This is a genomic window from Candidatus Paceibacterota bacterium (genome assembly GCA_041666545.1).
Lineage (GTDB): Bacteria > Patescibacteriota > Minisyncoccia > Phycocordibacterales > JBAYGS01 > JBAYGS01.
Map to the genome: position 1 here is coordinate 1 of JBAYGS010000005.1, position 26,713 is coordinate 26,713.

The 26,713-nt window shown below is 45.9% G+C and carries 32 protein-coding genes, 2 tRNA genes, 1 other RNA gene and 1 riboswitch; of the genes, 16 read left to right on the plus strand and 19 right to left on the minus strand.

Going from position 1 to position 26,713, the window contains the following annotated elements:
- The first annotated feature begins 208 nt into the window (after positions 1-208).
- The 3 genes from WCT25_04025 to WCT25_04035 all read left to right on the plus strand — a co-directional run bounded on the left by WCT25_04025 (position 209) and on the right by WCT25_04035 (position 2,778).
- Entirely contained in the window at positions 209-1,258 is a 1,050-nt protein-coding gene (locus tag WCT25_04025; GenBank protein ID MFA6536565.1) for a hypothetical protein, read from the plus strand.
- 131 nt (positions 1,259-1,389) lie between these two features.
- On the plus strand, positions 1,390-2,163 hold the full coding sequence (locus WCT25_04030) for an N-formylglutamate amidohydrolase (protein MFA6536566.1): 774 nt from the start codon (positions 1,390-1,392) through the stop codon (positions 2,161-2,163).
- Positions 2,164-2,370: 207 nt separating this feature from the next.
- Positions 2,371-2,778, plus strand: a complete 408-nt coding sequence (locus WCT25_04035) for a hypothetical protein (protein MFA6536567.1) — start codon at positions 2,371-2,373, stop codon at positions 2,776-2,778.
- A gap of 101 nt (positions 2,779-2,879) precedes the next feature.
- Here the strand turns inward: WCT25_04035 and WCT25_04040 are convergent, their stop codons facing one another.
- From WCT25_04040 to WCT25_04050, 3 genes are all read right to left on the minus strand, one after another.
- Entirely contained in the window at positions 2,880-3,347 is a 468-nt protein-coding gene (locus WCT25_04040) for a hypothetical protein (protein MFA6536568.1), read from the minus strand.
- A gap of 112 nt (positions 3,348-3,459) precedes the next feature.
- A complete protein-coding gene (locus tag WCT25_04045) occupies positions 3,460-4,551 on the minus strand; it encodes a hypothetical protein (GenBank protein MFA6536569.1) in 1,092 nt (363 codons plus the stop codon).
- A gap of 248 nt (positions 4,552-4,799) precedes the next feature.
- Positions 4,800-4,887 (minus strand) — tRNA-Ser (locus WCT25_04050).
- A 193-nt stretch (positions 4,888-5,080) separates the two neighbouring features.
- On the opposite strand from WCT25_04050, the gene WCT25_04055 reads away from it, so the two are divergent.
- Positions 5,081-5,503, plus strand: coding sequence for a thioredoxin domain-containing protein (locus WCT25_04055; protein ID MFA6536570.1), 423 nt, complete (start codon positions 5,081-5,083; stop codon positions 5,501-5,503).
- 103 nt (positions 5,504-5,606) lie between these two features.
- Entirely contained in the window at positions 5,607-6,149 is a 543-nt protein-coding gene (locus tag WCT25_04060) for a disulfide bond formation protein B (protein ID MFA6536571.1), read from the plus strand.
- A 70-nt stretch (positions 6,150-6,219) separates the two neighbouring features.
- Here WCT25_04060 and WCT25_04065 read toward each other — a convergent pair whose 3' ends face one another.
- A complete protein-coding gene (locus tag WCT25_04065; GenBank protein ID MFA6536572.1) occupies positions 6,220-7,365 on the minus strand; it encodes a hypothetical protein in 1,146 nt (381 codons plus the stop codon).
- A gap of 134 nt (positions 7,366-7,499) precedes the next feature.
- A riboswitch (SAM riboswitch) is annotated at positions 7,500-7,599 on the plus strand.
- Positions 7,600-7,670: 71 nt separating this feature from the next.
- On the opposite strand from WCT25_04065, the gene WCT25_04070 reads away from it, so the two are divergent.
- Both WCT25_04070 and WCT25_04075 read left to right on the plus strand, forming a co-directional pair.
- Positions 7,671-8,861 carry a PLP-dependent aspartate aminotransferase family protein gene (locus tag WCT25_04070; GenBank protein ID MFA6536573.1) on the plus strand — a complete coding sequence of 397 codons (1,191 nt, stop codon included), beginning with the start codon at positions 7,671-7,673 and terminating at the stop codon, positions 8,859-8,861.
- A 32-nt stretch (positions 8,862-8,893) separates the two neighbouring features.
- Positions 8,894-11,059 carry an ATP-dependent DNA helicase RecG gene (locus WCT25_04075; protein ID MFA6536574.1) on the plus strand — a complete coding sequence of 722 codons (2,166 nt, stop codon included), beginning with the start codon at positions 8,894-8,896 and terminating at the stop codon, positions 11,057-11,059.
- Positions 11,060-11,068: 9 nt separating this feature from the next.
- Here the strand turns inward: WCT25_04075 and WCT25_04080 are convergent, their stop codons facing one another.
- Positions 11,069-11,236, minus strand: coding sequence for a hypothetical protein (locus WCT25_04080; GenBank protein ID MFA6536575.1), 168 nt, complete (start codon positions 11,234-11,236; stop codon positions 11,069-11,071).
- Between the two features lie 94 nt (positions 11,237-11,330).
- Positions 11,331-11,546, minus strand: coding sequence for a ribbon-helix-helix domain-containing protein (locus WCT25_04085; protein MFA6536576.1), 216 nt, complete (start codon positions 11,544-11,546; stop codon positions 11,331-11,333).
- Between the two features lie 179 nt (positions 11,547-11,725).
- Here WCT25_04085 and WCT25_04090 point away from each other — a divergent pair, with 179 nt between their 5' ends.
- Entirely contained in the window at positions 11,726-11,977 is a 252-nt protein-coding gene (locus WCT25_04090) for a hypothetical protein (GenBank protein ID MFA6536577.1), read from the plus strand.
- A gap of 421 nt (positions 11,978-12,398) precedes the next feature.
- Here the strand turns inward: WCT25_04090 and WCT25_04095 are convergent.
- The 9 genes from WCT25_04095 to WCT25_04135 all read right to left on the minus strand — a co-directional run bounded on the left by WCT25_04095 (position 12,399) and on the right by WCT25_04135 (position 19,078).
- A tRNA-Ile gene (locus tag WCT25_04095) sits at positions 12,399-12,470 on the minus strand.
- Positions 12,471-12,639: 169 nt separating this feature from the next.
- Positions 12,640-12,963 carry an HIT domain-containing protein gene (locus WCT25_04100; protein MFA6536578.1) on the minus strand — a complete coding sequence of 108 codons (324 nt, stop codon included), beginning with the start codon at positions 12,961-12,963 and terminating at the stop codon, positions 12,640-12,642.
- Positions 12,964-13,010: 47 nt separating this feature from the next.
- Complete coding sequence (gene ftsH, locus WCT25_04105; protein ID MFA6536579.1) at positions 13,011-14,945, minus strand: ATP-dependent zinc metalloprotease FtsH; 1,935 nt, start codon at positions 14,943-14,945, stop codon at positions 13,011-13,013.
- 605 nt (positions 14,946-15,550) lie between these two features.
- Entirely contained in the window at positions 15,551-15,790 is a 240-nt protein-coding gene (locus tag WCT25_04110) for a GIY-YIG nuclease family protein (protein MFA6536580.1), read from the minus strand.
- 310 nt (positions 15,791-16,100) lie between these two features.
- Entirely contained in the window at positions 16,101-16,634 is a 534-nt protein-coding gene (locus tag WCT25_04115) for a hypothetical protein (protein ID MFA6536581.1), read from the minus strand.
- Positions 16,635-17,052: 418 nt separating this feature from the next.
- Positions 17,053-17,340 carry a hypothetical protein gene (locus WCT25_04120; GenBank protein ID MFA6536582.1) on the minus strand — a complete coding sequence of 96 codons (288 nt, stop codon included), beginning with the start codon at positions 17,338-17,340 and terminating at the stop codon, positions 17,053-17,055.
- Positions 17,341-17,352: 12 nt separating this feature from the next.
- Positions 17,353-17,655, minus strand: a complete 303-nt coding sequence (locus WCT25_04125; GenBank protein ID MFA6536583.1) for a hypothetical protein — start codon at positions 17,653-17,655, stop codon at positions 17,353-17,355.
- Positions 17,656-17,678: 23 nt separating this feature from the next.
- A complete protein-coding gene (locus tag WCT25_04130) occupies positions 17,679-18,155 on the minus strand; it encodes an SLATT domain-containing protein (protein MFA6536584.1) in 477 nt (158 codons plus the stop codon).
- Positions 18,152-19,078: a hypothetical protein gene (locus WCT25_04135; GenBank protein MFA6536585.1), complete on the minus strand. Its 927-nt coding sequence runs from the start codon at positions 19,076-19,078 to the stop codon at positions 18,152-18,154. Before WCT25_04135 ends, WCT25_04130 begins: the two co-directional genes overlap by 4 nt.
- 75 nt (positions 19,079-19,153) lie before the next feature.
- Between WCT25_04135 and WCT25_04140 the strand changes: the two genes are divergently transcribed.
- Complete coding sequence (locus tag WCT25_04140) at positions 19,154-19,336, plus strand: helix-turn-helix domain-containing protein (protein MFA6536586.1); 183 nt, start codon at positions 19,154-19,156, stop codon at positions 19,334-19,336.
- A gap of 980 nt (positions 19,337-20,316) precedes the next feature.
- Here WCT25_04140 and ssrA read toward each other — a convergent pair.
- The 3 genes from ssrA to WCT25_04155 form a co-directional block, all read right to left on the minus strand.
- Positions 20,317-20,700: a transfer-messenger RNA gene (gene ssrA / locus WCT25_04145) on the minus strand.
- A 103-nt stretch (positions 20,701-20,803) separates the two neighbouring features.
- Positions 20,804-21,250 carry an SsrA-binding protein SmpB gene (gene smpB / locus WCT25_04150; GenBank protein ID MFA6536587.1) on the minus strand — a complete coding sequence of 149 codons (447 nt, stop codon included), beginning with the start codon at positions 21,248-21,250 and terminating at the stop codon, positions 20,804-20,806.
- Between the two features lie 100 nt (positions 21,251-21,350).
- Positions 21,351-21,782, minus strand: coding sequence for a hypothetical protein (locus WCT25_04155; GenBank protein ID MFA6536588.1), 432 nt, complete (start codon positions 21,780-21,782; stop codon positions 21,351-21,353).
- A gap of 109 nt (positions 21,783-21,891) precedes the next feature.
- Here WCT25_04155 and WCT25_04160 point away from each other — a divergent pair, with 109 nt between their 5' ends.
- The 3 genes from WCT25_04160 (at position 21,892) to WCT25_04170 (ending at position 23,261) form a co-directional block, all read left to right on the plus strand.
- On the plus strand, positions 21,892-22,233 hold the full coding sequence (locus tag WCT25_04160; GenBank protein MFA6536589.1) for a hypothetical protein: 342 nt from the start codon (positions 21,892-21,894) through the stop codon (positions 22,231-22,233).
- Between the two features lie 89 nt (positions 22,234-22,322).
- Entirely contained in the window at positions 22,323-22,661 is a 339-nt protein-coding gene (locus WCT25_04165; GenBank protein MFA6536590.1) for a P-II family nitrogen regulator, read from the plus strand.
- 12 nt (positions 22,662-22,673) lie between these two features.
- Positions 22,674-23,261 (plus strand): hypothetical protein, encoded by a 588-nt coding sequence (locus WCT25_04170; protein MFA6536591.1) that lies wholly within the window; start codon positions 22,674-22,676, stop codon positions 23,259-23,261.
- Between the two features lie 59 nt (positions 23,262-23,320).
- Here the strand turns inward: WCT25_04170 and WCT25_04175 are convergent, their stop codons facing one another.
- Positions 23,321-23,776, minus strand: coding sequence for a hypothetical protein (locus tag WCT25_04175; GenBank protein MFA6536592.1), 456 nt, complete (start codon positions 23,774-23,776; stop codon positions 23,321-23,323).
- Positions 23,777-23,885: 109 nt separating this feature from the next.
- On the opposite strand from WCT25_04175, the gene infC reads away from it, so the two are divergent.
- From infC to WCT25_04195, 4 genes are all read left to right on the plus strand, one after another.
- Positions 23,886-24,395: a translation initiation factor IF-3 gene (infC, locus tag WCT25_04180; GenBank protein MFA6536593.1), complete on the plus strand. Its 510-nt coding sequence runs from the start codon at positions 23,886-23,888 to the stop codon at positions 24,393-24,395.
- Between the two features lie 152 nt (positions 24,396-24,547).
- A complete protein-coding gene (locus WCT25_04185) occupies positions 24,548-24,733 on the plus strand; it encodes a 50S ribosomal protein L35 (GenBank protein MFA6536594.1) in 186 nt (61 codons plus the stop codon).
- A gap of 44 nt (positions 24,734-24,777) precedes the next feature.
- Positions 24,778-25,122 (plus strand): 50S ribosomal protein L20, encoded by a 345-nt coding sequence (gene rplT, locus WCT25_04190; GenBank protein MFA6536595.1) that lies wholly within the window; start codon positions 24,778-24,780, stop codon positions 25,120-25,122.
- Positions 25,123-25,321: 199 nt separating this feature from the next.
- On the plus strand, positions 25,322-26,692 hold the full coding sequence (locus tag WCT25_04195; GenBank protein MFA6536596.1) for a hypothetical protein: 1,371 nt from the start codon (positions 25,322-25,324) through the stop codon (positions 26,690-26,692).
- Positions 26,693-26,713: the final 21 nt, after the last annotated feature.

The window sequence follows — 26,713 nt, forward strand, 5'->3', positions numbered from 1 at the left end:
ACCAATGGCGATATTTCACCAGATTCACTGCATCTCTCCTTACCTTTGGCATATTAGGGTTTTGTGTGTATGACATTTCCATATTTTACTCTCTAGGTGTTGCGAAGGTCATGATACATTACGACTACTTGACTTTTTTGCTGTTTCGGTGTAGCATCCAGACCAGAAATTGGTCTTGAAAAAAAACAATCAAAAATAAAGGTTTACTATGACCGCACTCGCGCCAAGCTTAGCCAGTCTCCGAATTGCCCGAAGAGGCCAGTATATGCTGTCAGTTTACGAAAACGACAATGTTGTCGGTCTCATTATCCTTAGCCACAAGGGTCAAACCGAATCAGTTGTCTTGGCCGGGGGGTCCTCTACGGAAACTCGGCGCCAGATTCTTGACCTCGTCGCTTCTAAGGGCGACGGGATTTGGAAGGACGAGGAGTTATCAGATGCCCTCAAGTCCATCTCTGAAGAAATCAGACAGCTCGATTTGGGTTCAGTCACCAAAAGAATCAACTCGGCTCGGCAGCAGATCATTACGGCCATCTACCAAACACTCGGGAGTGCCCTAGACGCCGCACTAGCAAAAGCCAATGTTCCAGGACTGAGCTACGAAATCTCGGATACGCAAAGCCCTTACGACGATTCGGTGCTTATCCGCTTTTCGGTGAAAGAGCCCCAGCATTTCAAATTCTGGAAAAGCCTGGACCATCCCAACAAAGATCCTTGGCAATTACACCTCGTTCCCCACTACCATCCCGTAATGAATGGCTGGCAAAGTGCCGGTTCTCTCAATGGTGACACGGATGCCTTCATTACTGGTGAAACTATCCGAGGTATCCGCTGTCCCAAAGACGCACGCAGAGGATCCGTTCGCTACTCATTTGGAAGTTGGGACAAAACCAAGCATCCATTCTACGCCAGTGGAAATTCCGTGGAAATCCAAATCATGTCGTTGAGGATTATCTCGGCCGAGGGTGTCAACCAATTGGCAAGCGTACTCCGTGCATCCTTGGAACTCGACAACGAATACATCTCGATCATTGGTGGATTTTCTGCTCCACTGCCTTCCCCCAATAACCGACTACTCCAACTCAAACGGCAGTCACCAAGACAAGGACAAGACGACCCGCGTCCACGCGGTTCCGAGGCTGATTGTGTGTGGGCGCATCGTATCCTCACACAAGAAGGTTGCATCGACAGAGCCTCCATCCCGGACTGGTTCTACAAAGAGAACTGGCTGGAAATCTACGCCACTGCTGAATCTTGACCCGGTCAAATTCAAATATTGATTGTTGATCTCACGGCTCGCCCCACAAGGGCGAGCCTTTTAATTTGACTCGACATTCCCATAATGCTTAACTGTGTTCAGAAAACTTCAACAATCAAAAAGGCACCCGAATGATTGCGACTGAAAATTATACAATCTTGATGGAACACGGATTGGTTATCTTCAAGGCCAAACCGGAAAGCCCGGTTATCATTTCAATCCCCCACGACGGCCTCCCTTTCCAGACTCTCTCGGGATTTTTCGAGCCAAGAAAGATTGGTTATCGGGGCCGAGATCTGAATGTTTGGCCGGTGGCCAAAGATATTCTATTGTCGGCGCGAGTAAACGCTGTCTGGGGCCAGATGCCAAGAGCGCTAGTCGATTACAATCGAGCTTGGCCCGTTGGCATCAATTACTACCCCCTCACCCAGAAGGAAGTCCACACGGCGCTTGATGACGAAAGACTGCTTAAGGCCTATCAGGAATACCACGCGGCCATCGACCGTTTTCTGATTTCGGCAACTGAAAAATTTGGTCGAACCAAAGTTCTTTTAGTCGACCTTCACGGCTTCAACAAGCAACCACCCTACGCACCGAAAGGTGGCTTTGATTTAATTCTCGGCACCGGCAATCGGGCAAGTATTCATCATGGCAATATCGATGAGAAACTGGCCAAACATCTGACCGACCGGGGTTATCAAGTCTTCTTGCCTCAGGACAAACATCTAGGGCCGGAAGAAGACTATTTCAGCGCCGACTTTACCACTCGCCACCACTCGGAAAAACACGGCGTCAGTGTAATCCAGGTCGAGATTAACTCACGGTTTCGGATGCGCGACGCTCGCGCCCTTGGGCAAAAGCTGTCGCTCGACTTGGCCGAGTTCTTCAAAAACCATTGCTTATAAAAACCGTTAATTATATGTAAGTGCCGCATGAACATAGCCCATGCGGCCTTTTTCATAGACCAATAAACCCTTAGTTATTTTCAGGCTTCTCCTATCCAATCAACGAGTAGGACGGGCTTGACAAAAAAGCAGCATATGCTATCCTGTTAGTCAGGTCATCGTAATGTTTGAAAGCTGGCGGTCAGCCGGTCCCTGGCGACCAAAACTATGACCAAAACCAAACAATTCAAACATTACAAAATCATCGTTAGCCGAGGTGTCAGTCTGTCGCCCGAAAACCTGCTAGCATTCTACACCGGAGAAGCTTCGGCTTATCCGAAAACGAAATGGTGGGTCAAGGTCGAGGAGCAAGAACCGGGTTCTTTTGTGGTCGTGGCCGATAACCTCACCACTGATGAGGATGCAGGTTCCTTGGGTTTCTCCAGTTGGGATCACGAAGTTAAAGATCTCGACGCTGGCACCAGCGCCGGATCCGAATACTTCAACATGTCTGACCACCTTCAATGGAACGACGTGGATATGACTCCGGAGAAATTCAAAGCTCCCACAGTCGAACGCCTTAAACAAGCGCTTGAGCATGTGCATTTCTGTGCCTGGGATCAGCGAGATTTTTGATCGTCAACCCTGCGGGAGCAATTCCGCGGGGTTTTTTATTTTTTACAAACTAGATAGTCCGTACCACGGAGGCATTGCCTCCGTGGTAAGACTTTTCGCACTTAGATATTTACAGCTTGCTTAATTGCCGTTTCCAATTCTCCGGGAACATCTGTCCCGATGCGGTAAATTTTTCCGTTTCTCATAATTATTACAACCGCGTCAAAACCGGAAACATTGTAAATCCACATCTTTCGCCATAACCATAACCTTATTCCCCAGCCATAGTACCAATGATTCTTTACTTGCTTTACTGAAGCTATCTCGCTGAGCAAGAATTTTTTTCTGAAAATTCCATAGCCAAATTTAATTCGAAGATATTTTTCATCAATAGATGTTGCGAGCGTTGTAAACGACGCAAGAATAAACAAAATTAATACCATTACAGAAGTGACAAGAAGATTCGTACCGGAGTCGACAGAAGGAGGTTCTGCTCGAGCTGTGATGTGAGCCCATACGAAAAGCGCCGTCACGGCAAGCATAATTACCAGCATTAGATATCCGATTTGAGTGTGCTTGTATGAGGGCATGGTTTTTTGGGTAGAGGTTGTGTTGGCTACCTCGGGCTGGAACCGTGGACGGTCAAGCTCCGTAAGGTTATTTTGGCTTTTTCAAGATGGAAATTAAAGGTTCCTCGTGCACTTAATATTTTATTGTTTTATTTACTTTTTCAAATGTAAACTCTGAGCACACACTAAAAAAATCAAGCCCATTTGGAACACTGTGAAAATAACTAAGAAACTCCTCTTCTCGAAACGGATACACAAAAGATGGTTGTTTAAAACCGTTTACATCTCTGTTATTTTTAAAATCGTTGAGACTTAAAGCATGATTGGGAGCTCTGTCTACATCAATAATCTGTTCGTTAAACAAATCTAGTGTGTACAGTTTCACATAATCATGTCCGGTTTGACTTGAAGATTTAATGTACTTAGTATCTATTTTTAATAGTAATTCTGAACCTTCAGGTTGTAATGGCATACGACTGATTTGGCTGAAGTCAAAGCTAAAATTATGTCTTTCGCCTTTCTCTAATTCAAAACTGGCAAGTGATGGTGAGTAATTGTTAGAAGTGTGTAAACTAGATGTGGAGACTTGAAATTTTGAGTTTTCTATGTTTTCTACATAACCTACAGGGCACACAGTCAAATGCTTGTTTTCTCGATTAACATAATACTGCCACAGGGTCATATTAATTGACACATCCTCAACCTTTGGCAAAGAGTTATTTTCCAAAGCAAGATTTATTGTATTTGCCACAGCAGGAAGAAAACCGTATTCAATTAAGACAGGGTCTGCGTACATCGGTACATTATTGCTACCAAGAACCACACTAAGCACTGGCTCGGCAGACAATTCGAGTGCAAGTTGAGTTTTATTATTTGATGAGACCTGAAGACAAGTGGTTATAACTATGGTAAGTACAGCGATACCTATAGCCCATCTGGAATAACTTTCACTTTGTAAACTAGCTCTTTTTGCCTCCTTTAAGCCAAGATAGTCAATTGTAGCAGAAGTTCCTCTGGCTGTGAGACACAAATATTGCGTAGTGTCTCCTCCACCGTAAACATCAATTAAACAATTGTTGCACTCTCGGAAAACTCGCAGGTACCAATCTCGCATCTTTTCTTCTCGTAGCTCCGCGAACTCATTAAAAAGTTCTTCTTCAGTAAAAGGCTCAAACCTTTTTGTGTAGGCCCACTCTAAAATTTTTAAATATAAATTTTCTTCCATGTCTCTATTTTAGGTCTCTATTTAAGTTTATCGCAAGAGGAAGAAGCTCGTACAGATATCTCCCAACAAAATTCCTCGTGCTAGCTGTTAGTTGCGGAGGAGGTGGGAATTTCGACCCTTACAGGGTCAGTACCCTTGTTGGATAAATTTATCGTTCGCAGACGAACTCAAATTTATACTCAACAAGGCTTCGAATCCCACACGCAGTGCTCCCCAGCACTGCTCTCCTCCGCTTTCGCGGACTCAAGCGGAGGAGGTGGGATTCGAACCCACGGACGAGTTTTAGGCCCGTCACAGGTTAGCAACCTGTTCGTTTAACCGCTCACGCACTCCTCCTTATTATGTTGTATCACTCGCTTCGTTTAACCCCTGCCTGCCGGCAGGCAGGGCTCACGCACTCCTCCGTATAAAATAAACTGACAACTTACAAGATACAACCAAAGAGACTAAATTACAAATTTTCCTCATTCTTTAATGCTCCATGCTTCATGTTCTACGCTTCATGCCCTTGTGCTATAATCTCACCAATATGAAAAAAGCCACCATCATTTCAATGATAATTGGTGTTTTAGTCGTTATCGGCATTATTTGGAGCGTCACTTCTTACAACAATACGCCCGGACAATATGACCCCTTAGCAGTCTGCCTCAAGGATAAAGGTGCAATCTTTTACGGCGCTTTTTGGTGTCCACACTGTCAAAATCAGAAGAAAGCTTTTGGAAAATCGGCCCGTCTCCTTCCCTATGTTGAATGTTCCAAGCCGGACGGTCGCACCCAGTATCAAACTTGCACTGACGCCAAGATCGAGAGCTACCCGACTTGGATTTTTGCCGACGGTGAGAGAATAATCGGCGAAATTACTCCGGAAAAATTGGCCGAAAAAACTTCTTGTCCTCTATCGGGCAACCTTGCAACAACCACGGCGACAACCGGCACGACAACTAGTTTGTAGTTTGTAGTTGATAGGCAAGAAACAGGCCACCGGCCCTGGCTTGTTTTTTTGATTTTTTCCTCGATACCATATACCATATACTTAATACCTTATACCAATCCAGATGTCATCTTTGTTCACTACAGTGTTAGCAAGCTTCACAGTACTCGGCCAAATCGGCATCGTCGCCGGAATTATTTTCCTATTCATCAGAAAACAAGATCGTAAATCAAATTGCTTTCTGAAATTAGTTGAGGAGTATGCTCTGTTTATTATCTTCAGCGTGAGCCTAACCGGAACGCTTCTTAGTCTCTATTATTCAGATTATATCGGTCTCGAACCGTGTGTTTTGTGCTGGTGGCAGAGAATCTTTCTTTATCCGCAGGTCATCCTGGCCGGAATCGCCACTTGGAAAAATGACCGGAATATTTTTCTTTACAGTCTTTGGCTGTCAATAATCGGCGCCGTCATTTCCGGCTATCAAAGTTTGTTGCAATACGGCGTCTCCTCGCCTTTGCCTTGCGCGGCCGGTGGCACGGCTGTTTCTTGCGCCAAAGTTTATTTCATGGAATTCGGCTACATCACCATTCCCTTGATGGCTTTCACCGCTTTTCTCATTACCGCAGGAGCCGCCTATATCGGCTATCGCGGAAACAAAATTAAGTAGTGAACGACCCAAACGAGAATTTAAAAGCCCCACTCTGCTAGCAGAGTGGGGCATCCTTATCAACTCAAAATTACGACTCCAAACCAACAAGCTCATCCGACCGCTTCTCAACCGCTAAACGCAGGTCGTCCAGATCAGTCAGAGCCGCAATGAGATAACACTCCGAGAGTGTCACTTTCGCCACCAAGACATCCCGGATCGACTGGGCGATTTCATCACCTTCCCCTTCGGCGTCCTCGACATAATCGAGATAGAGCTTTATCCGTTTGGGAGTATCCCCGGCCAAATCCGTAAGTAGTCGAAACACCACCTCACCTAGCTTGTCGCCAGAGAGATCGTAATCATCCTTAATCTTTTCCAACTCACTTTTACTCGGTTGAATCTCAACCAACCGAATAGTCGCTTTCTCTTTCAGCGCCTCTTCATCCTGTTCCTCGGCCAAGTCATAAAGGTCGAGGACCTCAGCGACCGAGCAACTTTTCTCCAAGGCCTTGGCGAACAGAATTGCGTCGATGCGCGCGCTGTGATCCGCATCCTCGTCGTTATAAGTTTCGCGCCACTCACTGCGTGGCAAATCCAAACTGCGAATCCGACCAAGAATCTCATCTTCAAGCTCGCACGGCACCGCCCAAAAAAGATCGACCAGTGCCGAGAGATTATTTGCCCCATTTAGTCGCCCATCGATAATCTTCTGCTTCTCAACTGGATCGCGGGATTGACTGGCAATAGTCCACCAATTTGCTTCGGTTTGCGCCGTCCTCCTTAGACCTTGCTGAATTCGTTGGTTGAGTGGCAAACCTGGATCATAACAGCGGACTTCCTCGGCCAACCGAAGCCAACTCACAAAGGTATTCGTCGTGTCGCACAGGCGTTCAATAGCCTTGAGGCGAATCGGCAGACCTTCCGGACAAACATCGAGGAATCGCCAGAGTTGATCTTTGTCATAGGCCGAGGCCAGCATTTTGCCAACCATCAGTTCAGTCAGACCTTGGTGAAAAGGGACCTTCGAAAGAACCAGCTCATAGTCATCAAAACTCACCGCCAAAGTCTTAATCCTCTCGACCGCGCAGGAAACAAGTTTGGGCGAGTCGCCCAACTCTTTTAGGATTTTCACACAGCTGGCCAGGTTGGCTCTCTTGATAACCCTGACTTGCTTACTTTCCCACTCTGAAGTGCCCGGCACCGGCTCAAAACCAAGAAACGATAAGAGTCCCATAATCAGCCTTTCTTTTGAGTTGTTTTTAAAAAACTAATCTGGGATAAATATACATATTTTCTAGTAAAAGTCAAATAAAAATTACACCGGTTTGCATTTTAAATTAGCTGTGCCATACTTTGCTGACAACAAAATAGTTATCAAGAGTGTGGGGAGAGAACTAGCTCTGCGAACCACCGGCAACTCTTCGAAAGAAGTAAGTGCTCAATCTAGCCCGTAAGGGAAAGATGATGTCTAACTTCAAGACTTTAAGCTCTTCCTTTATCGGAAGAGCTTTTGTATTACCAGAAGTTAATAACTTAATTATGAGCAAAATGAAAAATGAGAGCGGTCAGTGGCAATTTTCTACCAAATTAGTGCACAGTGGCGAAGCACCGGATAGAGAAACCGGTGCGGTCGCTCCGGTCTTAGTCCGGTCAAAGACCTTCGCCCAAAAAGAATTCGGGGGCGAGAGTAAATTCAAGTATTCGAGAGGTCTAAACCCTACCCGAGAGAAACTTGAGGAAAAACTGGCTGCACTTGAAGGTGGTGGCGAGGCCCGAGTCTTCGCCTCCGGCCTCGCCGCCGAAACCGCTTTCTTTCTGACACTAAACCCAGGAGACCGGGTCCTCTGCTGTCAGGAAATTTATGGCGGCACCTTCAGATTATTCGACCAATTCTTATCCAAATTCGGAATTAGTTGCGACTTTACTGATTTCGGCAACGAGGCTGACATCCGCGCCAAAATTACGCCCCAAACCAAATATCTTTTTGTGGAAACTCCGACCAACCCATCTCTCCATATCATCGACCTGTCCTTAGTCGCCAAAATCTCTAAGGCTACCAAAATCCCTTTCGCGGTCGATGCCACCTTTTCTCCACCCTGCGCGACCAGAGCTTTTGAGTTTGGCGCCGAAACAGTTATTCATAGTTTGAGCAAGTACATCGCCGGCCACAACGATATCATTGGCGGAGCTGTCATAACTAAAAATGAGAAACTCTACGAGCGACTAACCTTCCTCCACAATACTCTAGGTGCCATTCTATCCCCAGACGAATGTTATCGAGTTTTACAGGAAGTCAAAACTTTGGAATTGCGTTGGCAGAGAGTAAGCTCAACCGCCCTTTCGGTAGCAAAATATCTGGAACAAAACAAGCAAATTGAAAAGGTGTTATACCCGGGACTTGAATCTCACCCCCATCATAAAATCGCCAAGAAGCAGACTCGGGGTGGCTACGGCGCGGTGCTATCTTTTATCCTCAAAAAAAGCGACATCAAATCACTCAAGAAGTTTATAGACACCGTCCAAAAGCGCAGTCCAATTATCTACGGCGAAAGTCTGGCCAGCCCGGAGACCATCATCGCCTACCCACCGATTATGAGTCATAAAAGTTTACCGAAAGATGTCAGAGACTCTCTTGGTATCACCGACGGATTCTTTCGACTGTCAGTCGGCTTTGAAGCCCCTGAAGATATCATCTTCGGCCTGAATCAAGGCCTTAGATCAATCAATTAAATCAAGACCAAAATTTGTGGCATAATAACCTCATGAAGCCACACGATTTGATTGAAAGCAGTTTCCGTCTATCACCATCGCAAAAATCCGCTCTAAAAAAACTTGGGCTGAAGACAGTTTTGGATTTGCTCTATCACTTCCCCACTCGTTACGGTGATACTTCGGAAATGAAAAGTATCAGCAGTTTGAAACAAGGCGAAACCACCGTGATTTTCGGCAAAATTTCCGGCCTCAAAACCGGCAAAGGTTTTCGCACCAAAATCCCGATGGCTGATGGCACAATCGAGGATGATACCGGCAAAATCAAGGCAGTTTGGTTTAACCAACCCTACTTGGCCAAAATGCTGGCCGAAAATTCTTTTGTGCGGGCCGAAGGTAAAGTTTCGGCGCGTAAGAAAAACGGCGAGCTTTACTTGAGCAACCCAAAAATTGAAAGAGTTGAAAAACTGCCGACGGGTGTCGGCGACTCATTATTCGGGGAAGCTGGCGAGACTCATTCACTCTACCCAGTCTATCCGGAATCCCGAGGCATCACTTCAAACTGGTTTTACCACGCTATCCAAAAAGTTTTGAAGTCCGGCATTTTGGAAATCTTACCAGAACCAATACCCGCCGAGATTTTAGAGAAATATCATCTACCGACTCTGAAAACCGCACTAGTCTGGATTCACGCCCCACTAAATCAGGACAACGCCATGTCGGCTCGCAAGCGTTTCGCTTTTGAGGAAGTTTTTTTCATTCAACTCTCTCGCCAGCTCGAAAAAAGGAAGTGGCAGGAGCACAGTGCTTTCATCATCAACAAGTCTGACGAAGAAATCGCCAAGTTTACCTCGCGCTTCCCTTTTGAGGCTACTCTGGCACAGAAAAAAGCCATCGCTCAAGTATTAAGTGATTTCAAAATTGGCAAAGCGATGTCCCGCCTCCTCGAAGGCGATGTCGGCTCCGGCAAGACTGCCGTCGCCGCCACGACTGCCTATGCCACGATTACCACCCCACCTAAAGATCGCAAATTTGGTACCCTTCAGGTCGCCTATATGTGCCCGACCGAGATTTTAGCCACCCAGCATTTCGAATCATTTATTCAATATTTCAGACACTTACCAATTCAAATCGGCCTCATCACTTCATCCGGTTGCCGAAAATTTCCCTCAAAATTGAATCCCTCTGGCTGGACGGATATTTCCCGAACACAGCTTTTGAAATGGGCGCAAAACGGTGAAATTGCAGTTTTAATCGGCACTCACTCGTTAATTTCCAAATCTGTTAAATTCAAAAACCTGGCTTACGCCATCATCGACGAACAGCACCGATTTGGAACCGCCCAAAGAAGCAAGCTGGTTCGAAAGGATAATCTCGCACCCCACCTTTTATCAATGACGGCCACGCCAATCCCCCGAACACTCGCCCTCACTATTTACGGCGACCTTGATTTATCGCTTCTCGACCAAATGCCTCACGGCCGAAAACCGATTATCACTGAAATCGTCTTACCGAATAAACGCGAAGAGACTTACGAAAAAATCCGTGCCGAATTAAAAGCCGGCCAGCAAGCTTACATCATCTGCCCGCGCATTGACGAACCGGACCCGGCCAAAGAAATGGCGATTTTGGCCAAATCAGTCAAAGAAGAGGCCAAAAGGCTTAGGGCCAAAATCTTTCCGGAATATGAAATCGAAATTCTCCACAGCAAAATGTCATCGGATGATAAAGACGAGGTGATGCTCGCTTTCAAACGACACGAAATTGATATTTTGGTTGCCACTTCGGTTGTCGAAGTCGGAGTGAATGTCGAAAATGCCACGACAATCATTATTGAAGGCGCCGAAAGATTCGGCCTCGCTCAACTTCACCAACTTCGCGGCCGAGTCATCAGAAGCAACCACCAAGCCTACTGCCATGTTTTTGCCGAAACTAAGACGCAGAAAACTATCGACCGCCTCAAGGCCTTTCAAACCGCCAAAAATGGTTTTGAGCTCGCCGAATATGATTTGCAGTTTAGAGGCGCGGGCGAATTATCCGGCCTCAAACAATGGGGCATCACCGACATCGGTATGGAAGCACTAAAAAATTTAAAAATGGTTGAAGCCGCCAGAAATGAGGCGCTCCACCTAATCTCCACCGACCCTACCTTCTCCAAATTCCCCCAAATCAAAACCGCCCTCGCGGTGCGAGAGCAGTCCGAAATCCATTTTGAGTAAAGTTTCTTATTAATAAATATCGTGGTCGCCGACAGAATAAAATTCAACAATTTTCTTATCAACGAAAGCAAAAATAACCCGATTACGGTAATCGATCCGAAAGGCATAAAAATCACTCAAATCACCATGAAGTTTGTGAGTTTTTAGCCGAACATCAAAAGGGTCTATTCTAAACAAAGATACTTTCCTTTTCAGCAATCCTTGCAAGCTAGCCGGTATTTTTCTATATTCACGAACAAAGCGTGGCCGGTAGCGAATTTCCACAAAGATATTACTTTAAGTTCTTAAAGGACCGGAGCACTTTATAGCGACCACCCCGAAATGCGGATTGTTCCTTCTTCAATTCCTCAGCCAGTTTTCTAGTGTTCCACACTCTGATCAAATGACGCATAAACTCGCTGGTGGAAGCAAACTTCCCCACCTTAACTTCCCGCTTGATATCTTTTGCCATTTGGGCCGGTACTGAAATGTTTACAATGTTTCGCATAATTTTCTAAGTTAGTGTAATAATTTGTATTACAATTATAGTATAGCAAACCTCGGATTAAAATCAATGAGATGTAGGCAAGCCATCCGCGCTTCTCGAGCGCAGTCAGAGGTTCATTTTAAATAATACCTTGCAAAGAAAATCCCTAGGTATAGAATCTGAAGCAGAAAGTATTACTCATGAAAACAAGCACGCATGATGGATACGTAGGTGATGAATTATCACTCGACCAACTAAAAGGTGCGGTAGCCGCTTCAAGCCGCGCCAAATTCCCGATGCCAAAAAAGTATTTTTTACGAGAAGTGAAGAATTACTTACCAGATAATATTATCGTCATTTTGGAACAAATCTTACCGGAAACTGAGCTAACTGAAGAGCAGGCTTTCGCTGTAGTGGCCGATGCCAAGAAAAAGGCATCCGGCGCACAGTAACCATCACTTGTTGACCACCCACCTTGGTGGTCCTTTATTTTGTCGGCCACAACAATTCATTTCCCGTCGAAAATGAATTATCCGGCCCCGGACTCGTCTGTTTTGTCAGCACCTGCCTGCCGGTAGGCAGGGACAAAACATGGCGCCACAAGAGCACTTCCAATTTCTAACTCGCATAGCTCGAAGAAATTTAGGTCGCTCCGGCTCGGACAAGTATCGAAATCGGACTTGTCGTCACAAATATTTTGTTCGCCGTCGCACCACAAGAGTACTTCCAATCTCTAATTCGCTCCGCTCAAAGAGATTTAGGTCGCTCACAAAATTTTCTGACCACGCCTCGCGGCCTCGCCTGCTGGCTCGGCACCGCTCCGGCTCGGACAAGTATCGAAAAAAGCGGAGCAGTCCGCTTTTTTCTATCTTGTCCGCCCTCTTGGATTCGAACCAAGAACCTAGCGTGTATAAGACGCTTGCTCCACCATTGAGCTAAGGGCGGAATGAAATCAGTTTACGCCATTAAGGAAAAAAGCGAAAGATTAAACAACTAGAGCCGACCTTATTAGATCTGCAACTGTCCGCAATTCTCCCCCCGGGCTTGTCTCGCGACTTCCTGGACGATAAAGAAACTTTCGAGGTTCGTACTCCGTAATGCCAGTGTCACCCTCTTACCTAGGAATCATATGCAGATGAAAATGTGGCACACTTTGTCCACCCGAGACACCGTCATTCCAAGCGAAATTAAATCCTGTTGCCCCAAATAGTCCAGACATAGCAGGCTTCAGCTTTAAGACCAATTCAAAAATGGCGGCTAGCTCTGGTGCCATTAAGTCTTCAACTTTGGCAACGCACCGGTTCGGCACAATGAGAAGATGCCCTGGCACTATCGGAATATTGGTTAGAAAAGCCCAAGCCAAATTATTTTGGATAATCAATCCACGATTTTTAATTTCCGACAACTCGCAAAAGGCGCATCCTATCTTTTTCTCCATACCATATACTATATACCTAATACCCTATACCCGAACATCAAGCGTTCCTACGCCTGATGTTCGATATCCTGCTTCTTCTTCGGCATAATCCCGTGAGCAATAATTATTTTTTCATACTCTTCGCGCTCGATTGTTTCCACCTCAATCAATCTTTTAGCAATCGTATCGAGCGCCTTGCGATTTTCGGTCACGATCTTTTCAGCTTTAGCCATCGCCTCATTCATAATTCTAGAAACTTCAGCATCAATCTCGGCGCCAACTCGCTCGGAATATTCTTGATCGCCAACACCTCGGCCAAACAGCGCTCGGCCACCCTCACCCTCTAGCGCGACCGGTCCCATTTTCTCCGACATGCCGTATTTGGTAATCATGTCGCGGGCCAAAGCGGTCGAGACTTGCAAATCATTCGACGGGCCGGTCGTCAAATCACCAAAAATCATCTTCTCGGTCACATAGCCACCAAGTGAAACGGCAATATCATCAAGAAACTCTCGCTTCGACTGCAGTTTTCGATCTTCCAAGGGCAAGTGCAAAGTGTAACCGGCGGCACGACCGCGAGAAATTATGGAAATCTTGTGAACCGGATCGGCAAAAGGCGAAACTGAGGCGACCAGAGCATGACCGGCTTCGTGATAAGCGGTAATTTCTTTTTCTTTTTTGGAAAGCAAGTGACTGCGTCTCTCCGGACCGAGCATGACTTTTTCAATCGCACGAATCAAATCAAATTGCGCCACTTTGGTGCGATTTTCTCGAGCCGCCAGAATCGCGCCCTCGTTCATCAAAGAATACAAATCAGCACCGGAGAAACCTGGGGTTCTTTCGGCCACCGTTCGCAAATTCACATCTTCGGCAAAAGGTTTTGTGCGAGCATGGATTTTCAAAATCTCCTCGCGGTCATCTCGATCAGGCAGATCAATCGTCACTCGCCTGTCAAATCGGCCGGGGCGAAGTAGCGCCGGGTCCAAAACATCGGGTCGGTTGGTCGCCGCCATCACGATTACTTTTTCATTCGGTTCAAAACCGTCCATCTCAACAAGAATCTGGTTCAAGGTCTGCTCGCGCTCATCATTACCACCGCCAACTCCAGTACCCCGAACTCGACCCACAGCATCAATCTCATCCACGAAAACAATCGCCGGCGCCGCTTGTTTGGCCATTTTAAATAAATCGCGAACTCGTGAAGCACCTACCCCTACAAACATTTCCACAAATTCCGAACCGGAAATCGAAAAGAAAGCCACGCCAGCTTCCCCTGCCACGGCTCTCGCCAACAAAGTTTTCCCGGTACCCGGAGCACCCATCAAAAGAATACCTTTTGGAATCACCGCCCCGATTTCCAAAAACTTTTTCGGATTTTTTAGGAAATCAACAATTTCCGAAAGTTCTTGTTTGGCTTCTTTCGCTCCGGCCACATCCTTGAAAGTCACTTTTTGTTTTTTGTCATCCGGAAAAGTGATGCGAGCCTTCGATTGGCCGAAAGAAAAAGCCTGCATGCCGGCACCTTTCACCTGTCGCGAGATTAGCCAGATGAAAAGAACGATGAAAATTAAAGGCAAAAGGAATGGTGCCAAATTGGCGAACCAATAGCCAAAACCGGATGGACCCAGCACTTCGATTGAAACAGCCGACAGTTTATCCGCCGGCACTTTGTAATTTGAGAGAGTGGCAGTTAGAGATGCCTCGCTTTCCTTTTTCGAATGTTTCTCCGAACCGTCTTTATAAGTGACATTGAGATCGTCCCCATTCACTGAAATTTTGGTCACCACACCCTTCCCGATCTCACCGGCCAGCTCGGAAATAGAAACTTCCGGAATAGTTTTTTGATTTTCAGCAATTAAAGAATAAGCGGCGGCAATCAAGACAAAAATCATGATGCCGGTAATCATTTGGCGCCAAAAATTGCTCGGCGGCAAAGGATTGATATTCCGGCGCCCGCCTTTGCGCCCGCCTTTATTGCCTTTGTTTTTTGGTGAAAAATTCATCGCCATAGAGTCTATAGTTTTACACAAAATTTAAGGAATGTCTATTCCTACATAAATAAAAAAGCCCCACAAAATGCGGGGCCTCTACCGTTCATCGTCTTACAGGCTGGCGTTTAACGAGTTCAATGTTGCCTTCCCATACCATAATCGCGTTAGGCTTCAGCATTATTGCCTCGTAGGCAACAGTCAGAGACACTATTCGTTCTGACGAAGGACCACACAGGTCGAGTCTTTTGAAGGTGGCCCTCACAGCACTTGGGCTGATCATACTTGGCGATCTGTGATCTGTGGTCATCCAGATACCAGGTTCAAGCAGGGGGCAATGCTTCTCTCCGTTGGGGACATTCCCGCAAGATTCAATGGGGTTCAGCACTCGAAATATCACACCAATTGATGGGGCATACTCATGCTCGTCTGGTGTCAGAGGAAGGCCACCATCTCTTTTTAAAATGAACTCTCCCCGCTGAAGCCAGGCCAGACAGGCTCGGAATCTGCGCTCGTCAGTCTCGCCGGAAGCGGATATAAACGGAATGTACGGTTTGCTCATATTTTATAAGGTTGTTGTCCTATTTCGGAGGTTATAACTTTATCTAGCTGTTGTCAATTCATAGAAGTCGTTTATTCCTAAAAGCAAACCCGGAACTAGATTTTAGATACATCTCAAATTTGACAGCTTTTTCTTTTGTTATAAACGCCGAATACCATACCAATCGAAAAGGGGCTTTGGTTGAAGAATACTTTACCTCCTTTCTGTTATGCTTCTCTATCCGCCTTTTTAAATCCTGAGTTGAGCCAACATAAAAACTGCCGTCTTTAAGACTTTTTAGAACATAGCAGTAATACATACCGAAATTATCCCCCGTCGCTTTCTCTGAAGAAAGCTTTGCGGGACACTTCGCAGTACACTTTCCACTGTTATCTATATTTTATTATGGTGTTTACACCGCGAAGCTCCGTAGTTCTGACTACGGAGCGAAGTGGTGGACACCCTGTCGACAAATTGGAACCAACTAGAAAGCTATGTTTTTGAAGCGTACGAATTGATCAAGGGCGCCAATTTAGGCCATTTCAGCAAGGAATTAGCGGCAGTATAGGTCACATGATGAGTTTGAAGTAGGAGAAGTATTAACGAGCGGCGCGATTGTTACTTCATTTTCATATTTTCCCAGTAGAAAGGAACGTTTGTAATTGTTGAGGAAAATTGAATGCAGCGAGTGATTGTTCTCCATGAATGCCAAGCGTTTTTAGCACCGCTACCTGCGTCAATCGATCAAAGAACTTAAGATATTCGTTAATACCTCTCGCTGTCGTGGTGCGATCCCATTGTAATTGAGTCATCCACTGGTCTGCGTATCCACGATTGATAGGTAGTTTGCCTGAATGAGCAAGTTGATTGCGAAGCACATGGAAGATATTTGATGTCCTTAAAGAAACATTAACCTGATTGGGCCAGAAATAATTGAGTATAAAATAAAATATCTCCCGCAAATCATTTGACTCGTCGTTTGGAGTGGCACCTTGAGGGTTATGCAGGTGTGGATATAGCCATTCCCACAAGACGACCATTGAGAGAAATCTACTCTCAGCATTTAGAATGTTGGCGTGGTTAAGAAGCATGGGCAAATGAAAACCGTTACGAAATTGTCGTTGCCAATTTTGATCTAGAAGGCATGCAGTGGCTGTTTCCATGTGTTCTCGGCATTGATTTGAATCTCTACTAATGTACTCGAGATGATTGCGAGAGACGATTGGATACTGGACATAGCGCTTGTAAGAAAATAGCTGCCAATTATGTGCGGTAAGGACAGACCCAAGTACTAATAGATCCTCTAGGATTTTCCTCTCCCTGCTATTCTGAGGATTCGCACCAACTCGACCACTTCGGAATATCACTGACGATCTCTGTGGACCGATATATTCAACATAGGCATTCTGGATATTACGTCTATTGTCGCGAAGGATCTGGCTAGCCGTAGTGACATTAATAGCACCTTGACGTTGTGCAGGTGCTTGAGGATGAAAAGTGTACCCATTCACTGTAAATGGGGCGGTAAAATCATCTTCGACTATAAAACTTATGTTAACTAATTTACGTCGAGCCATTTGGTTACAATTTGGAGATCAGGCCTATTATTGCCACGATAACTCCAAGACCTCCGACAATCGCCGCCACCCATGTGGCGGTCCGGATAGAACGAGTTAGCTTCTCAGATGAATCACTGGCCTTTTCAAGAACTTTTGCCAAATCCCAAATAGGTTGTGAGGGAGATCCTGGCACATGCTTTGTATGATGGAACCAAACCATCTTCCATAAAAATTTATCGACCTTGTCTTCGTAAGACATATTAGGCCACTCTTCTCTCAATTTTTTAATTTCGTCATCTTCTCCAAACATATTTTTATACGATTATATTTTTTGAAACCATGCGACCACTTTGCCAATAAAAAAGAAAAGGAATCCATAAAGAGCGAGGGTGAAGCCATAAATAGCAGGTGGCTTTAACCAATCATTCATACTTTGCGGATGGCCATTGCCCATCCAAGCGAGTCCGGTAAAAATCATAACGACCGAAATGAGAATGATCCATTTCCCAGTCCGGCGGATTTTTGTCCCGTGGGCGACAACTCGTGTAGTCCCACCAATACCAAACCATCCCGCAATTATCGCTACGATTATACCTCCGACTACTTGAATGAGTAATTGTTCCATATAAGTTACTGATCTTGGTGTTCTTAATCTAGTTCGTGCACGCCACTCTTCACACGTTTTTGAGCTTCTTCGAATGATTTTTTATCAGTAGGAGGCGCAAAACGGACAAGATCGTTGTAACGATCATGAAGTGATTTTGTGGCAGTCGCAAACTCAGCATCGCTCATGGCAGCGGAAAAAGTTTCTTCTAGAGACCTTGCATCTTGTTTGAGAGTGACAAAGTTTTTTGCAGCATTTAGGTTATCGTAATAATCCTTTAGTGGGTTAAGTACATTCCCTACGGCTGCAACAACAGCAGAGATAACACTCAACCAAATAAACCAACTTGGAACGCTACCACTACCAACCAAAACTCCAAGAACTGCAGCGACAACCGCAGGAATTATCTGGAAATAACCCGCTAGGCGCTTTTGTTTGTCTGCGATAATGTGGTGAGCTTCACCTGTATAGGTGCAATTTTGTTTTATCGCTTCGCACTCTTTTATGTATTTATCTTTCATACTTGTGTGGGGAAAGCCTCACCGAATAAAATACGCCACGACTTCATTTTCTCGGTATCGCTCTTGGCTTCGATGGCTTCGCAAAATACTTTTATGTCGTCAAACTTCTTCGACACGGCTCCGTGGGTAATGGTGTCCAGCGCAACGTGCGGCGTATGACTTCCCGGAACCTGCATCTGCTTTGCGAGTGAGTCCTTTGAGTACTTGAAGAAATCGGTTATGAGAGCTGGGTACGAGATAGCCATAGAGTTTTTCTTTCGCCACGCGACGATAGCCGGAATCCACTCGGCAACAACCAACTCCAAATGAAAAGAGTCCATGGTAGAAAAATGCTCACGCTTAACTGCCTTCAACATTTTAATTGCAGGAATCAGATACCCGTCTGAGTTATCGTTTGCAGTTGTGATATGTGCGGCGTCGTGATCGTAATCGGCAAGAACCCACTGACCGTTTTTTGGTATCCAGTATGCACGCCCTTTAGGGCTGTGTGTGATGCCATTTGCAGACTGTCCTATCTGGTCGATGTATGCGGGCACAAACTCTACTTTTGTGCCGTCTTTGTATTCAAATGACACCGTTGGTTGATCTTGTTGTGGTCCCATTGCGCTGTAGCGATCGCTCTCGTTCACCGCTCCGTGGAGGGTTTGCATGGCAGCCGATGGTGTAACGCCACCCGGTGCACCCGACGGAAGCCAGTTATAAAAACTCCCGAGGATCACTAAAATGTCGATGTCAAAATTACCGCCTTGCTTGGGCTGGATGCGCGTCTGACGTTGCAATGAACCAATCAGCTTTGTATTTACTGTGCCCATGTTGTTTTCGATAACGCTACGTACCGCATTGTGGCGTTGCTGAATAAGCACATTAAAAGTGTCGTTCAACTCGAGGTTTGTTTTTAGCTTTTGGAATGCTTCAGCGATCATAATATGAACACATTCTACTCCTCGAGGTATTGTAATGTCAATCAAAGTAAAGTATGATTTAGAGACACAAAAGCCATGAAAAAAGAACCGCAAGCATACTACACGCCAATGGAATTAGCCGAACTCCTGTCGGTCAATGTTATGACTATTTACCGGTACATCAAGGCCGGCCGGCTGGCTGCTCACAAGATCGGCAAAGAGTACCGGATTGATCGCACTGAGTTTGAGAGGTTTATGACGAAAACAAAGACAAAATAAATTTTATGAACGAAGCATATTCACGCGTCATTATCGATAAGAAGCTCTAGAGGGTTATGCTTCGGGAAGATTTATGGAACAAGAAGATGTCAGAAAGTTTCTAGAAGCAAGAGATATTCAAGAGGGTAAGCCGGTTTATCTTGAGTACGTGAAAAGAATGCTCACAAGACTATTTTATGCGGGTTATATCGAATATATACCCTGGGAGGTTGGTAGGCGAAGAGCACAACACGAAGCCCTGATTGATTTGGTGACATATGAAAAAATACAGGAAAAACTAAAAGGTAGAACGACGACACATACAAAAAATATCCTGAATGAAGACTTTCCACTTCGGAGTTTTGTCCTATGTTGTGTTTGTAAAAAGCCAGTTACCGCGAGTTGGAGTAGAGGTAGTAATGGAAAGTTTCCTTATTACAGATGTAAAACAAAAGGTTGTGCAGAACATAATAAAAGTATTAGAAAAAAGGATATTGAGAGTGAGTTCGAAACTATTCTCGGAAGAATAAAACCAAGCGAGCAAGTCTTGAATTTAACCAAGGCAATTGTTACTGACGTGTGGCGCAAGAAAGAAGCTGAAGGTGTTAATCAAAGGTTGGAGGTCGAAAGAGAGATAGGTAAGATTAAAGATGACAAGGAAAGATTTGTTCAGTTAGTTTCAAGGGCTACTAATGAAAATGTCGTAGCTTCTTACGAACAGAAAATCGGTGCTCTTGTTGAAAGTGAGGTAGTTCTAAGAAATTCCTTGATGTCTATGGCTGAACATAAACCAAACATTGAAACTGCTTTAGATATTGTTTTTGATTTTCTTAAAAACCCCTTAAAACAATGGCAGAAGGGTAGCATTCATACCAAGAAGTTGGTTTTAAAGTTGGTTTTTGAGCAGAATTTGGCCTACAACAAAAATAGCGGGTTTGAAACCGCTATTTTGTCGCTCCCCTTAAGGGTATTTACCCTCCCAGAGGTTCAAAAATCGTCACTAGTGGAGATGGTGGGAGTTGAACCCACGTGCAAAGAGGATAGAAAGACGGATCTACAAGCTTAGCTTGTTTGATATTCCACAGACTACATAACAAGCAACATGCCTGTGGCTTTATTCCTAATTTTCGAACCTAAGGCGGAACGAGCTTAGATTCTATTCCGAATTTATGACACCAAATTTGCCGTATCGGACATCTGGCAGTTGGCGCCGCTTACGATCGAACGTAAGCGAAAGCGAAATCCTGTGCTCCGAAAAACGGAGAAACTACAGACTTAGCCTTTGATAGTGCAGTTTTTGCAGTTATCTTTGAGACAGATTAAAGAGTTATCTCGGCTCTGCTTGCGCGGCTTAATATCTTTCTTCGTCAAAGCCGGTCATCCCCATATTAGTTATAAGTTTTAAAGTTCGCTCGCCGACTCGCTTAAAGTTTTAAAGTCTTAACTTCAAAACTTCCAAACTTCCAAACTGAAGCGGAGCGCACCTTCTCAACTATTTTTCAAGGTTCGTCTGATTTCTCGCTCGCCTTCGCGCTTCTTGATTGTCTCGCGCTTGTCGAATTTCTTTTTACCGCGGACCACCGCAATTTCGAGTTTAATCAGGTTCTTACTATTATACACCGAAAGTGGCACGATTGTCAAACCCTTCTTACTCTCCTTCCCCAAAAGCTCGGCAATCTCTTTTTTCGTGAGCAAAAGCCGGCGGTTTCGGCGTGAATCGTAATCTTTCGGGGTGTTATTAATCTGATACGGCGGAATATGTGCACCGATGAGATAGGCTTCACCGCCCCTAATTGTAATATGCGAACCTTCAAGCGAGCCTTGGCCACTACGCAAAGATTTCACTTCCAAACCTAAAAGCTCCATCCCGGCATTGTATTTATCCAGAACTTCATAATTAAAGTGGGCTTTTCGATTTTCGATTAGATTTGCCATATTTGACCAAATAACCCCACTATGTTATCATATTTTTAGAAAGAAGTACTAATTCTGTAGTTCGACAATTCAACTTCAAAAGAAGGGCTGTATGGACAACCTACTCTACTATATCGGGAATGACCAATTTTGGGTCGGCTTGTTTATCGGGGTGCTCACAATCCTTTTTCTGTCTCTTTTCGCCCCGCATCTTTTTCGGGTGTTGAGCCGGAAATGTTCCGTCTGTGACCACACCGTTTTGAAACGGCCCCGCCGAGTATTCCGGATCAAAGACCGCCCCGGTTGGTACGGCAACTTCATCTTCAAAAATTGTGAGCGGTGCCACCACATCTCCGGCATCTCCTATGATCGGCCGATGAGCAACTACCGAATTTGGTGGATAAGCTTTTGGGAGCCGGAAGTGTTTCGTTATGGCGACGACGAGAAGAAGCTTTTCCGGAACGCCGGGCTGGTCCTCCCGAGCAATTTTGAAGTCATCCAGCCGATAGCCAGACAGCCACGCTTTGTGGCCAAACTGGCCTCGGTCTGCCACGCCCTGTCGTGGTAATCAGTTTCAATCAAACCCCCAAGCGCAAGCGCGGGGGTTTTCTTTTGACATCCGAGACAGAAGGAGTAGTATCAAAAACAGAAAGGGCTTCATTATGAGTAAATTCAGTGGCATAAATCCGGAACAATTCTTTGATGTTGCAGAGAAAGTAGCGAGAATCGTGGCCGCCAATAAAGGCCTCGCGGTGTGGCGAGGACGCTGTGCTGGCTTCTTCCAACCAAGACCAGACGAGGCGGAGTGCCTACTTGTCGGCCTCCCCGACGAACAGACCCCTCCGCCCAAGTCCTCTGTCGGACTCGCCGTCACCTTCGGCCACAGTGGCAGTATGGAACTGACAGCCACGGGTTTCTATGAGTTTGTGCCATTCGGTGGTGGCTGGCACCCCTTGGCCGAACTTGAAAAAAAGCTGGAGGAGCTCCCGAACTTTTTAACCTGATCCAAATCACAAATCCCCGATTTCGGGGATTTTTCTTTGACAGAAAGACATGGGAGCGTAGTATATGAACCGGAAAGGAAACTCGTCTCATGAAAAGAATCGAGGCCGTAATTCAACCGCACACTTTGGATGATGTGAGAAAGGCGCTCATCGCAATCGGCGTGGAAGGCATGACGGTTTTTGAGGCCAAAGGCTTCGGCCGACAACACGGCCACACCGAAATCTATCGGGGTAGTGAATACGATTACCATTTCGTGCCGAAAATTTATATCTTGTTGATGGTCAAAAAGTCCCAAGTGAAACAGGTGGTCGCGACTATTCGCGAAGCAGCCAACACCAAAAAAATCGGCGCCGGCAAAATCTTCGTCTCTCCCCTCGAGGACGCGATCCGAATTCGCACCAACGAAGACGGTGAAGGGGCTCTTTAGAAAGGAAACCTCATGACTGCCGAAAAACTGCTTGAGACAATCGAAATCTATCAGAATTTTTTTGTCGAGTCGGGTTTCAAAAAGGCCGGGCAACTGCACGACGAGCTCCCGGCCTTCCCACAGGTGAGGACGGCGGAGGCGCCATTTAGAGAGGAAGGAGCGATTCCTGAAGAACTACTTGAGGCAATCGAAACCTACCGGAAATTCTTCGTCGAATCAGGCTTCAAGAAAACTGAACACCTGCACGACGAACTTCTAACCAGCGACCAGTCCGGGTTCGAACACTGCCACGGAATGCTGGACCGAATGGTCAAGTTTGTTCAAGAAGGGCGGTTGGAAAAAGCTTTTCGCTGGCTCGGCTTTATCCAAGGTTTCCTCTGGTCAAGGCGAGTTTTCGCCCTAGCCGAACACAATGACAAGGCCGGATTTGAGCACTGCCACGGCATGCTGGACCCAATGGTTAGATTCGTTCATGAAGGAAGGTTGGAAAAAACTTTCCGTTGGCTTGGCTTTATCCAGGGTTTCCTCTGGGCCCATCGGATCTACACCTTGGCCGAAATCAAAGACCATAATCGGTCCAAAGGTCTGCTTGACCCTTAGGCAAAGTAAAACCCCTCACCTGCATGCAGGGAGGGGTATTTTCTTGTCCGAAAGAAACGCTAGGTGCGCTCTTCGGAGTGACGACAATCCGGATTGGTGCATTCGTAATAATGAACTCTCGAACCGCAACCGGGCGAAATGCCACCAGATTTCATCGGAGCCCAACAGACTGCACAAATTTGAGTAGGACCAGCGAGTGGCTTGGTCACAATCAGCTTACAGTGTTTACACACCTTGGCAGTCAAGACGGACTCGCCAGGCTTCCGAACCCGATGTTCCAGAAACTGGTGACAGCACTTGCTTTGGATCTCGTGGATCAACTTGAAGATTCGGTGCCAGCGGAGAAACAAACTTTCGGCGGTCCCCCGCAGGAGATCGAGCTCGCCGCGAATTTGCGAATCAGTCGGAAAATTTTCCGGACCGAGAAAGGCGCGGGTTTGTTCCAACGATTGGAAGTAGGCCCAGACCCATTTAAGTCGTTCCAGCTGTTCTTCGGAAATTTCAGTTTCATTCATGTAAAAAACCTTTCCGCTATAAGAGTACTCCGACTGGCCACAGCGTCAAGCCCTTAGCTTGAAAAAACTGAGGGTGCATGCTAAACTGAATCCCTAATAAAAATCTCACTTGATTAAAGCCAGAATCAATCACCAAATCCGAGCCAGTGAACTTCGAGTTATCGGCCCCGAGGGCGAAAATTTAGGCGTCATTACCCTATCCGAAGCCATTAAGAAAGCTTCCGACCTCGGTTTAGACCTAATTGAAATTTCTCCAAACGCCAATCCGCCAATCGGCAAGATTATGGATTTCGGAAAATACCAGTACGACGAGAAGAAAAAAGAAAAAGAGGCTAAATCACACGCCCACACCGTCGAAGTCAAAACCATCCAAATTAAAATCGGTACTGGTGAACACGACCTTGGCCTGAAAGCCAAGAAAATTTCAGAGTGGCTGAAGGAAGGCAACCGAGTCAAAATCGAATTGTTCTTGATGGGCCGAGCCAAATATCTAGACAAAAAATTCTTGGAGGAGCGACTGGAAAGAGTACTTAAATTCGTCACTGAAGAGTACAAAATGACCGAAGCCCCCCAAAAAGGCCTAAAAGGCTTGTCGGTGATGATTGAGAAGAAAAAATAATAATACCAATCAACTAATTCAACGCCAATCAACTAATGACGAATAGTAGAATTAGGATATTCGTAGATTGGAATAAGATTAGTAGATTAGTATTTCACATCTAGACTTTTTTAAGCCAATAGTGTAATATTCCAGTCTGTTATTAAACCCGTATGAAAACCAACAAGTCTTACAAAAAGCGGTTAAAAGTGACCAAAAGTGGTAAAATCTTGTCCCGAAAACAGGGCCAAAACCATTTTAATGCCAAGGAACGCCGAGGTCAGAAATCAACCAAAGGACGAATGTCGTCAGTCGTGATGAGCAACAAATCACGCTCTCGTTTCCTTTCCGGCATCTAATTTTCCCCACTACCCACTACTTACTACTAACTACTAACTAATTCATGACCCGAGTTAAAAAAGCCGTAAACGCTCTAAAATACCGCCGAAACCTTTTGAAGATGACAAAGGGTTTTCGTTTTCGACGATCCAAGACTGAGCGAGCCGCTCAAGACGCCATCCTCCACGCCGGCGCCTACGCCTTCGCCCACCGACGAGACAAGAAGGGTGATTTCCGAAGACTTTGGAACATCAAGATTGGCGCCCAAGCTAAAACTCTCGGTACCTCCTACAGCAAATTTATCGGGGCTTTGAAAAAGAAAAATATCGCTTTGGATAGAAAAATTCTCGCCACCCTGGCCGAGTTTAAGCCGGAGACCTTCAAGAGAGTCGTGGAACAGAGCAAATAGAATTTGGATTCAAGATTCATGATTCAGGAATAAGCACCAAAAGACCGCTCGGAAGCGGTTTTTTGGTGCGCTCCGTTTTATCTTGACAAGACTAACTAAATGTGTATTTCTGGGACAGAACCGTAAGCCTAAAAATAGGCTTTGAAAACAAAGGCCCTAAAGCAGGTCTGACCTGCTCGGGCAAGAAAGTGAGCAAAAAATGCAAACTGAAGCACCAGCAAAACCGGTACAAACCGGCATGAAGATTGTCTTAAACGGCGGAGGCACCAGAATGGACTCGGCCACCATACCAATCCAGTGGGGCTTTTCCGAAGCTGTCGCCAAACGCAAGCCGACTCACCTACTCATCATTGAGCAGACCGAGTACGAGGCAAAGTGCGAGGAAAAGACATTTCGGGGAGATTCGGGACGTCGAAGAATTGTCCCAGTCTCAAGGGTGATTGAGTACCTCCAGATTTATTCGCCCGGCAAACACCGAATTGCCGTCGTCGCTCTGTCGAACAGCCAGGAAGAAAATTCCTACGACCCGCCTGAAAAGCAGGCGGCGATATTCCGACAAAATTTGGAAGGCCTGCTCGTAACATGCAGAAACAGTTATGAATACCGCACCAGTCTTACCTGGCGAGCGATTCTCGAGCTAGCAAACGATGACAGCAAGAGCGAATGGATCTGTGTCGGCGCCGCAGTCGCGGAAATTGAAGTCCCGGAAAATCTCTTCGCCAAGGTGAGTGAGAATCCGGTCATGAAATTTCTCTACCGGTGCGCCAACCGTTGGTGCTCAAAGGGCCCGCGTGACCAATGTGAATATCGCAAGCGCCTTTTGTTTTACGCCTTACCGAAAACCCTCATCTGGCTTATCGGCTGGGCCTTCAGTCTCACGGTCGGGACAATTGTGTCTGCAGTTGCGATAAGTCTCCGCCTACTCGTCCTCTATCTCGGCTGGAGACCGGCCGGAATTTTGGAGAATATCTCAATGTTCTTCTCGAGGCCGATCCTCGATTGGACATTGGGAGATATGAACATCAATCGGGGCGATAACTACAAATATCGTGTCTGGGAAGTCGACACGAGTTATCCGTACAAAGTTCAGGCTACGATGCCGGTAACCGGGATCGAGGCAACCTTGATACTGCTCGCTGGCTTAATAAGCTGGAACATCTTGCGGAATGTTGAGATGTCTCATGTCACCAGGAGCTTCAATCTAAGTTTTGCCACAATTTTCGTTGTGGCATTCCTGGCCATCATGATCTGGCGGTTTGTGCCAGTAATGCCGGGTTGGGATAAGTTGGGCCGTTGGTACCGAAAATACCGACAAGACCGCTTGACCATCAAGACCCTACAGAAGGAACAGAAGAAAAAGGCCGCTCAAGAGGCTGCCAAGATGGAACTGGCCAAACCTGATCCTTACACCAACTGGCTGATGAAAGAGATGTCTCTTAAATCGGTGCCAGCCAAGGTTGACACCAGTCACCTGCCAAAACCGCTGACCATCACTGGCCAAGCGAGCAAGGTGGTGCGTGTCACCTTCTGGGGCGCCAAAACTCGGGTGTGCAAACCTTACGCGAGGTAGGCACTCAAGGTTCTTCAAAGA

Coding starts and splice junctions, on each gene's coding strand:
- WCT25_04040 (MFA6536568.1), bottom strand. CDS start 3,347: ATGCCCTCATACAAGCACACTCAAATCGGATATCTAATGCTGGTAATT.
- WCT25_04070 (MFA6536573.1), top strand. CDS start 7,671: ATGAGCAAAATGAAAAATGAGAGCGGTCAGTGGCAATTTTCTACCAAA.
- WCT25_04160 (MFA6536589.1), top strand. CDS start 21,892: ATGAGTAAATTCAGTGGCATAAATCCGGAACAATTCTTTGATGTTGCA.
- WCT25_04175 (MFA6536592.1), bottom strand. CDS start 23,776: ATGAATGAAACTGAAATTTCCGAAGAACAGCTGGAACGACTTAAATGG.
- WCT25_04035 (MFA6536567.1), top strand. CDS start 2,371: ATGACCAAAACCAAACAATTCAAACATTACAAAATCATCGTTAGCCGA.
- smpB (MFA6536587.1), bottom strand. CDS start 21,250: ATGGCAAATCTAATCGAAAATCGAAAAGCCCACTTTAATTATGAAGTT.
- WCT25_04125 (MFA6536583.1), bottom strand. CDS start 17,655: ATGGAACAATTACTCATTCAAGTAGTCGGAGGTATAATCGTAGCGATA.
- WCT25_04090 (MFA6536577.1), top strand. CDS start 11,726: ATGAAAACAAGCACGCATGATGGATACGTAGGTGATGAATTATCACTC.
- WCT25_04140 (MFA6536586.1), top strand. CDS start 19,154: ATGAAAAAAGAACCGCAAGCATACTACACGCCAATGGAATTAGCCGAA.
- WCT25_04025 (MFA6536565.1), top strand. CDS start 209: ATGACCGCACTCGCGCCAAGCTTAGCCAGTCTCCGAATTGCCCGAAGA.
- WCT25_04085 (MFA6536576.1), bottom strand. CDS start 11,546: ATGCGAAACATTGTAAACATTTCAGTACCGGCCCAAATGGCAAAAGAT.
- WCT25_04185 (MFA6536594.1), top strand. CDS start 24,548: ATGAAAACCAACAAGTCTTACAAAAAGCGGTTAAAAGTGACCAAAAGT.
- WCT25_04100 (MFA6536578.1), bottom strand. CDS start 12,963: ATGGAGAAAAAGATAGGATGCGCCTTTTGCGAGTTGTCGGAAATTAAA.
- WCT25_04130 (MFA6536584.1), bottom strand. CDS start 18,155: ATGAAAGATAAATACATAAAAGAGTGCGAAGCGATAAAACAAAATTGC.
- WCT25_04065 (MFA6536572.1), bottom strand. CDS start 7,365: ATGGGACTCTTATCGTTTCTTGGTTTTGAGCCGGTGCCGGGCACTTCA.
- WCT25_04055 (MFA6536570.1), top strand. CDS start 5,081: ATGAAAAAAGCCACCATCATTTCAATGATAATTGGTGTTTTAGTCGTT.
- WCT25_04195 (MFA6536596.1), top strand. CDS start 25,322: ATGCAAACTGAAGCACCAGCAAAACCGGTACAAACCGGCATGAAGATT.
- WCT25_04110 (MFA6536580.1), bottom strand. CDS start 15,790: ATGTATTACTGCTATGTTCTAAAAAGTCTTAAAGACGGCAGTTTTTAT.
- WCT25_04115 (MFA6536581.1), bottom strand. CDS start 16,634: ATGGAAACAGCCACTGCATGCCTTCTAGATCAAAATTGGCAACGACAA.
- WCT25_04170 (MFA6536591.1), top strand. CDS start 22,674: ATGACTGCCGAAAAACTGCTTGAGACAATCGAAATCTATCAGAATTTT.
- ftsH (MFA6536579.1), bottom strand. CDS start 14,945: ATGAATTTTTCACCAAAAAACAAAGGCAATAAAGGCGGGCGCAAAGGC.
- WCT25_04135 (MFA6536585.1), bottom strand. CDS start 19,078: ATGATCGCTGAAGCATTCCAAAAGCTAAAAACAAACCTCGAGTTGAAC.
- WCT25_04030 (MFA6536566.1), top strand. CDS start 1,390: ATGATTGCGACTGAAAATTATACAATCTTGATGGAACACGGATTGGTT.
- WCT25_04120 (MFA6536582.1), bottom strand. CDS start 17,340: ATGTTTGGAGAAGATGACGAAATTAAAAAATTGAGAGAAGAGTGGCCT.
- WCT25_04060 (MFA6536571.1), top strand. CDS start 5,607: ATGTCATCTTTGTTCACTACAGTGTTAGCAAGCTTCACAGTACTCGGC.
- WCT25_04075 (MFA6536574.1), top strand. CDS start 8,894: ATGAAGCCACACGATTTGATTGAAAGCAGTTTCCGTCTATCACCATCG.
- WCT25_04165 (MFA6536590.1), top strand. CDS start 22,323: ATGAAAAGAATCGAGGCCGTAATTCAACCGCACACTTTGGATGATGTG.
- rplT (MFA6536595.1), top strand. CDS start 24,778: ATGACCCGAGTTAAAAAAGCCGTAAACGCTCTAAAATACCGCCGAAAC.
- WCT25_04045 (MFA6536569.1), bottom strand. CDS start 4,551: ATGGAAGAAAATTTATATTTAAAAATTTTAGAGTGGGCCTACACAAAA.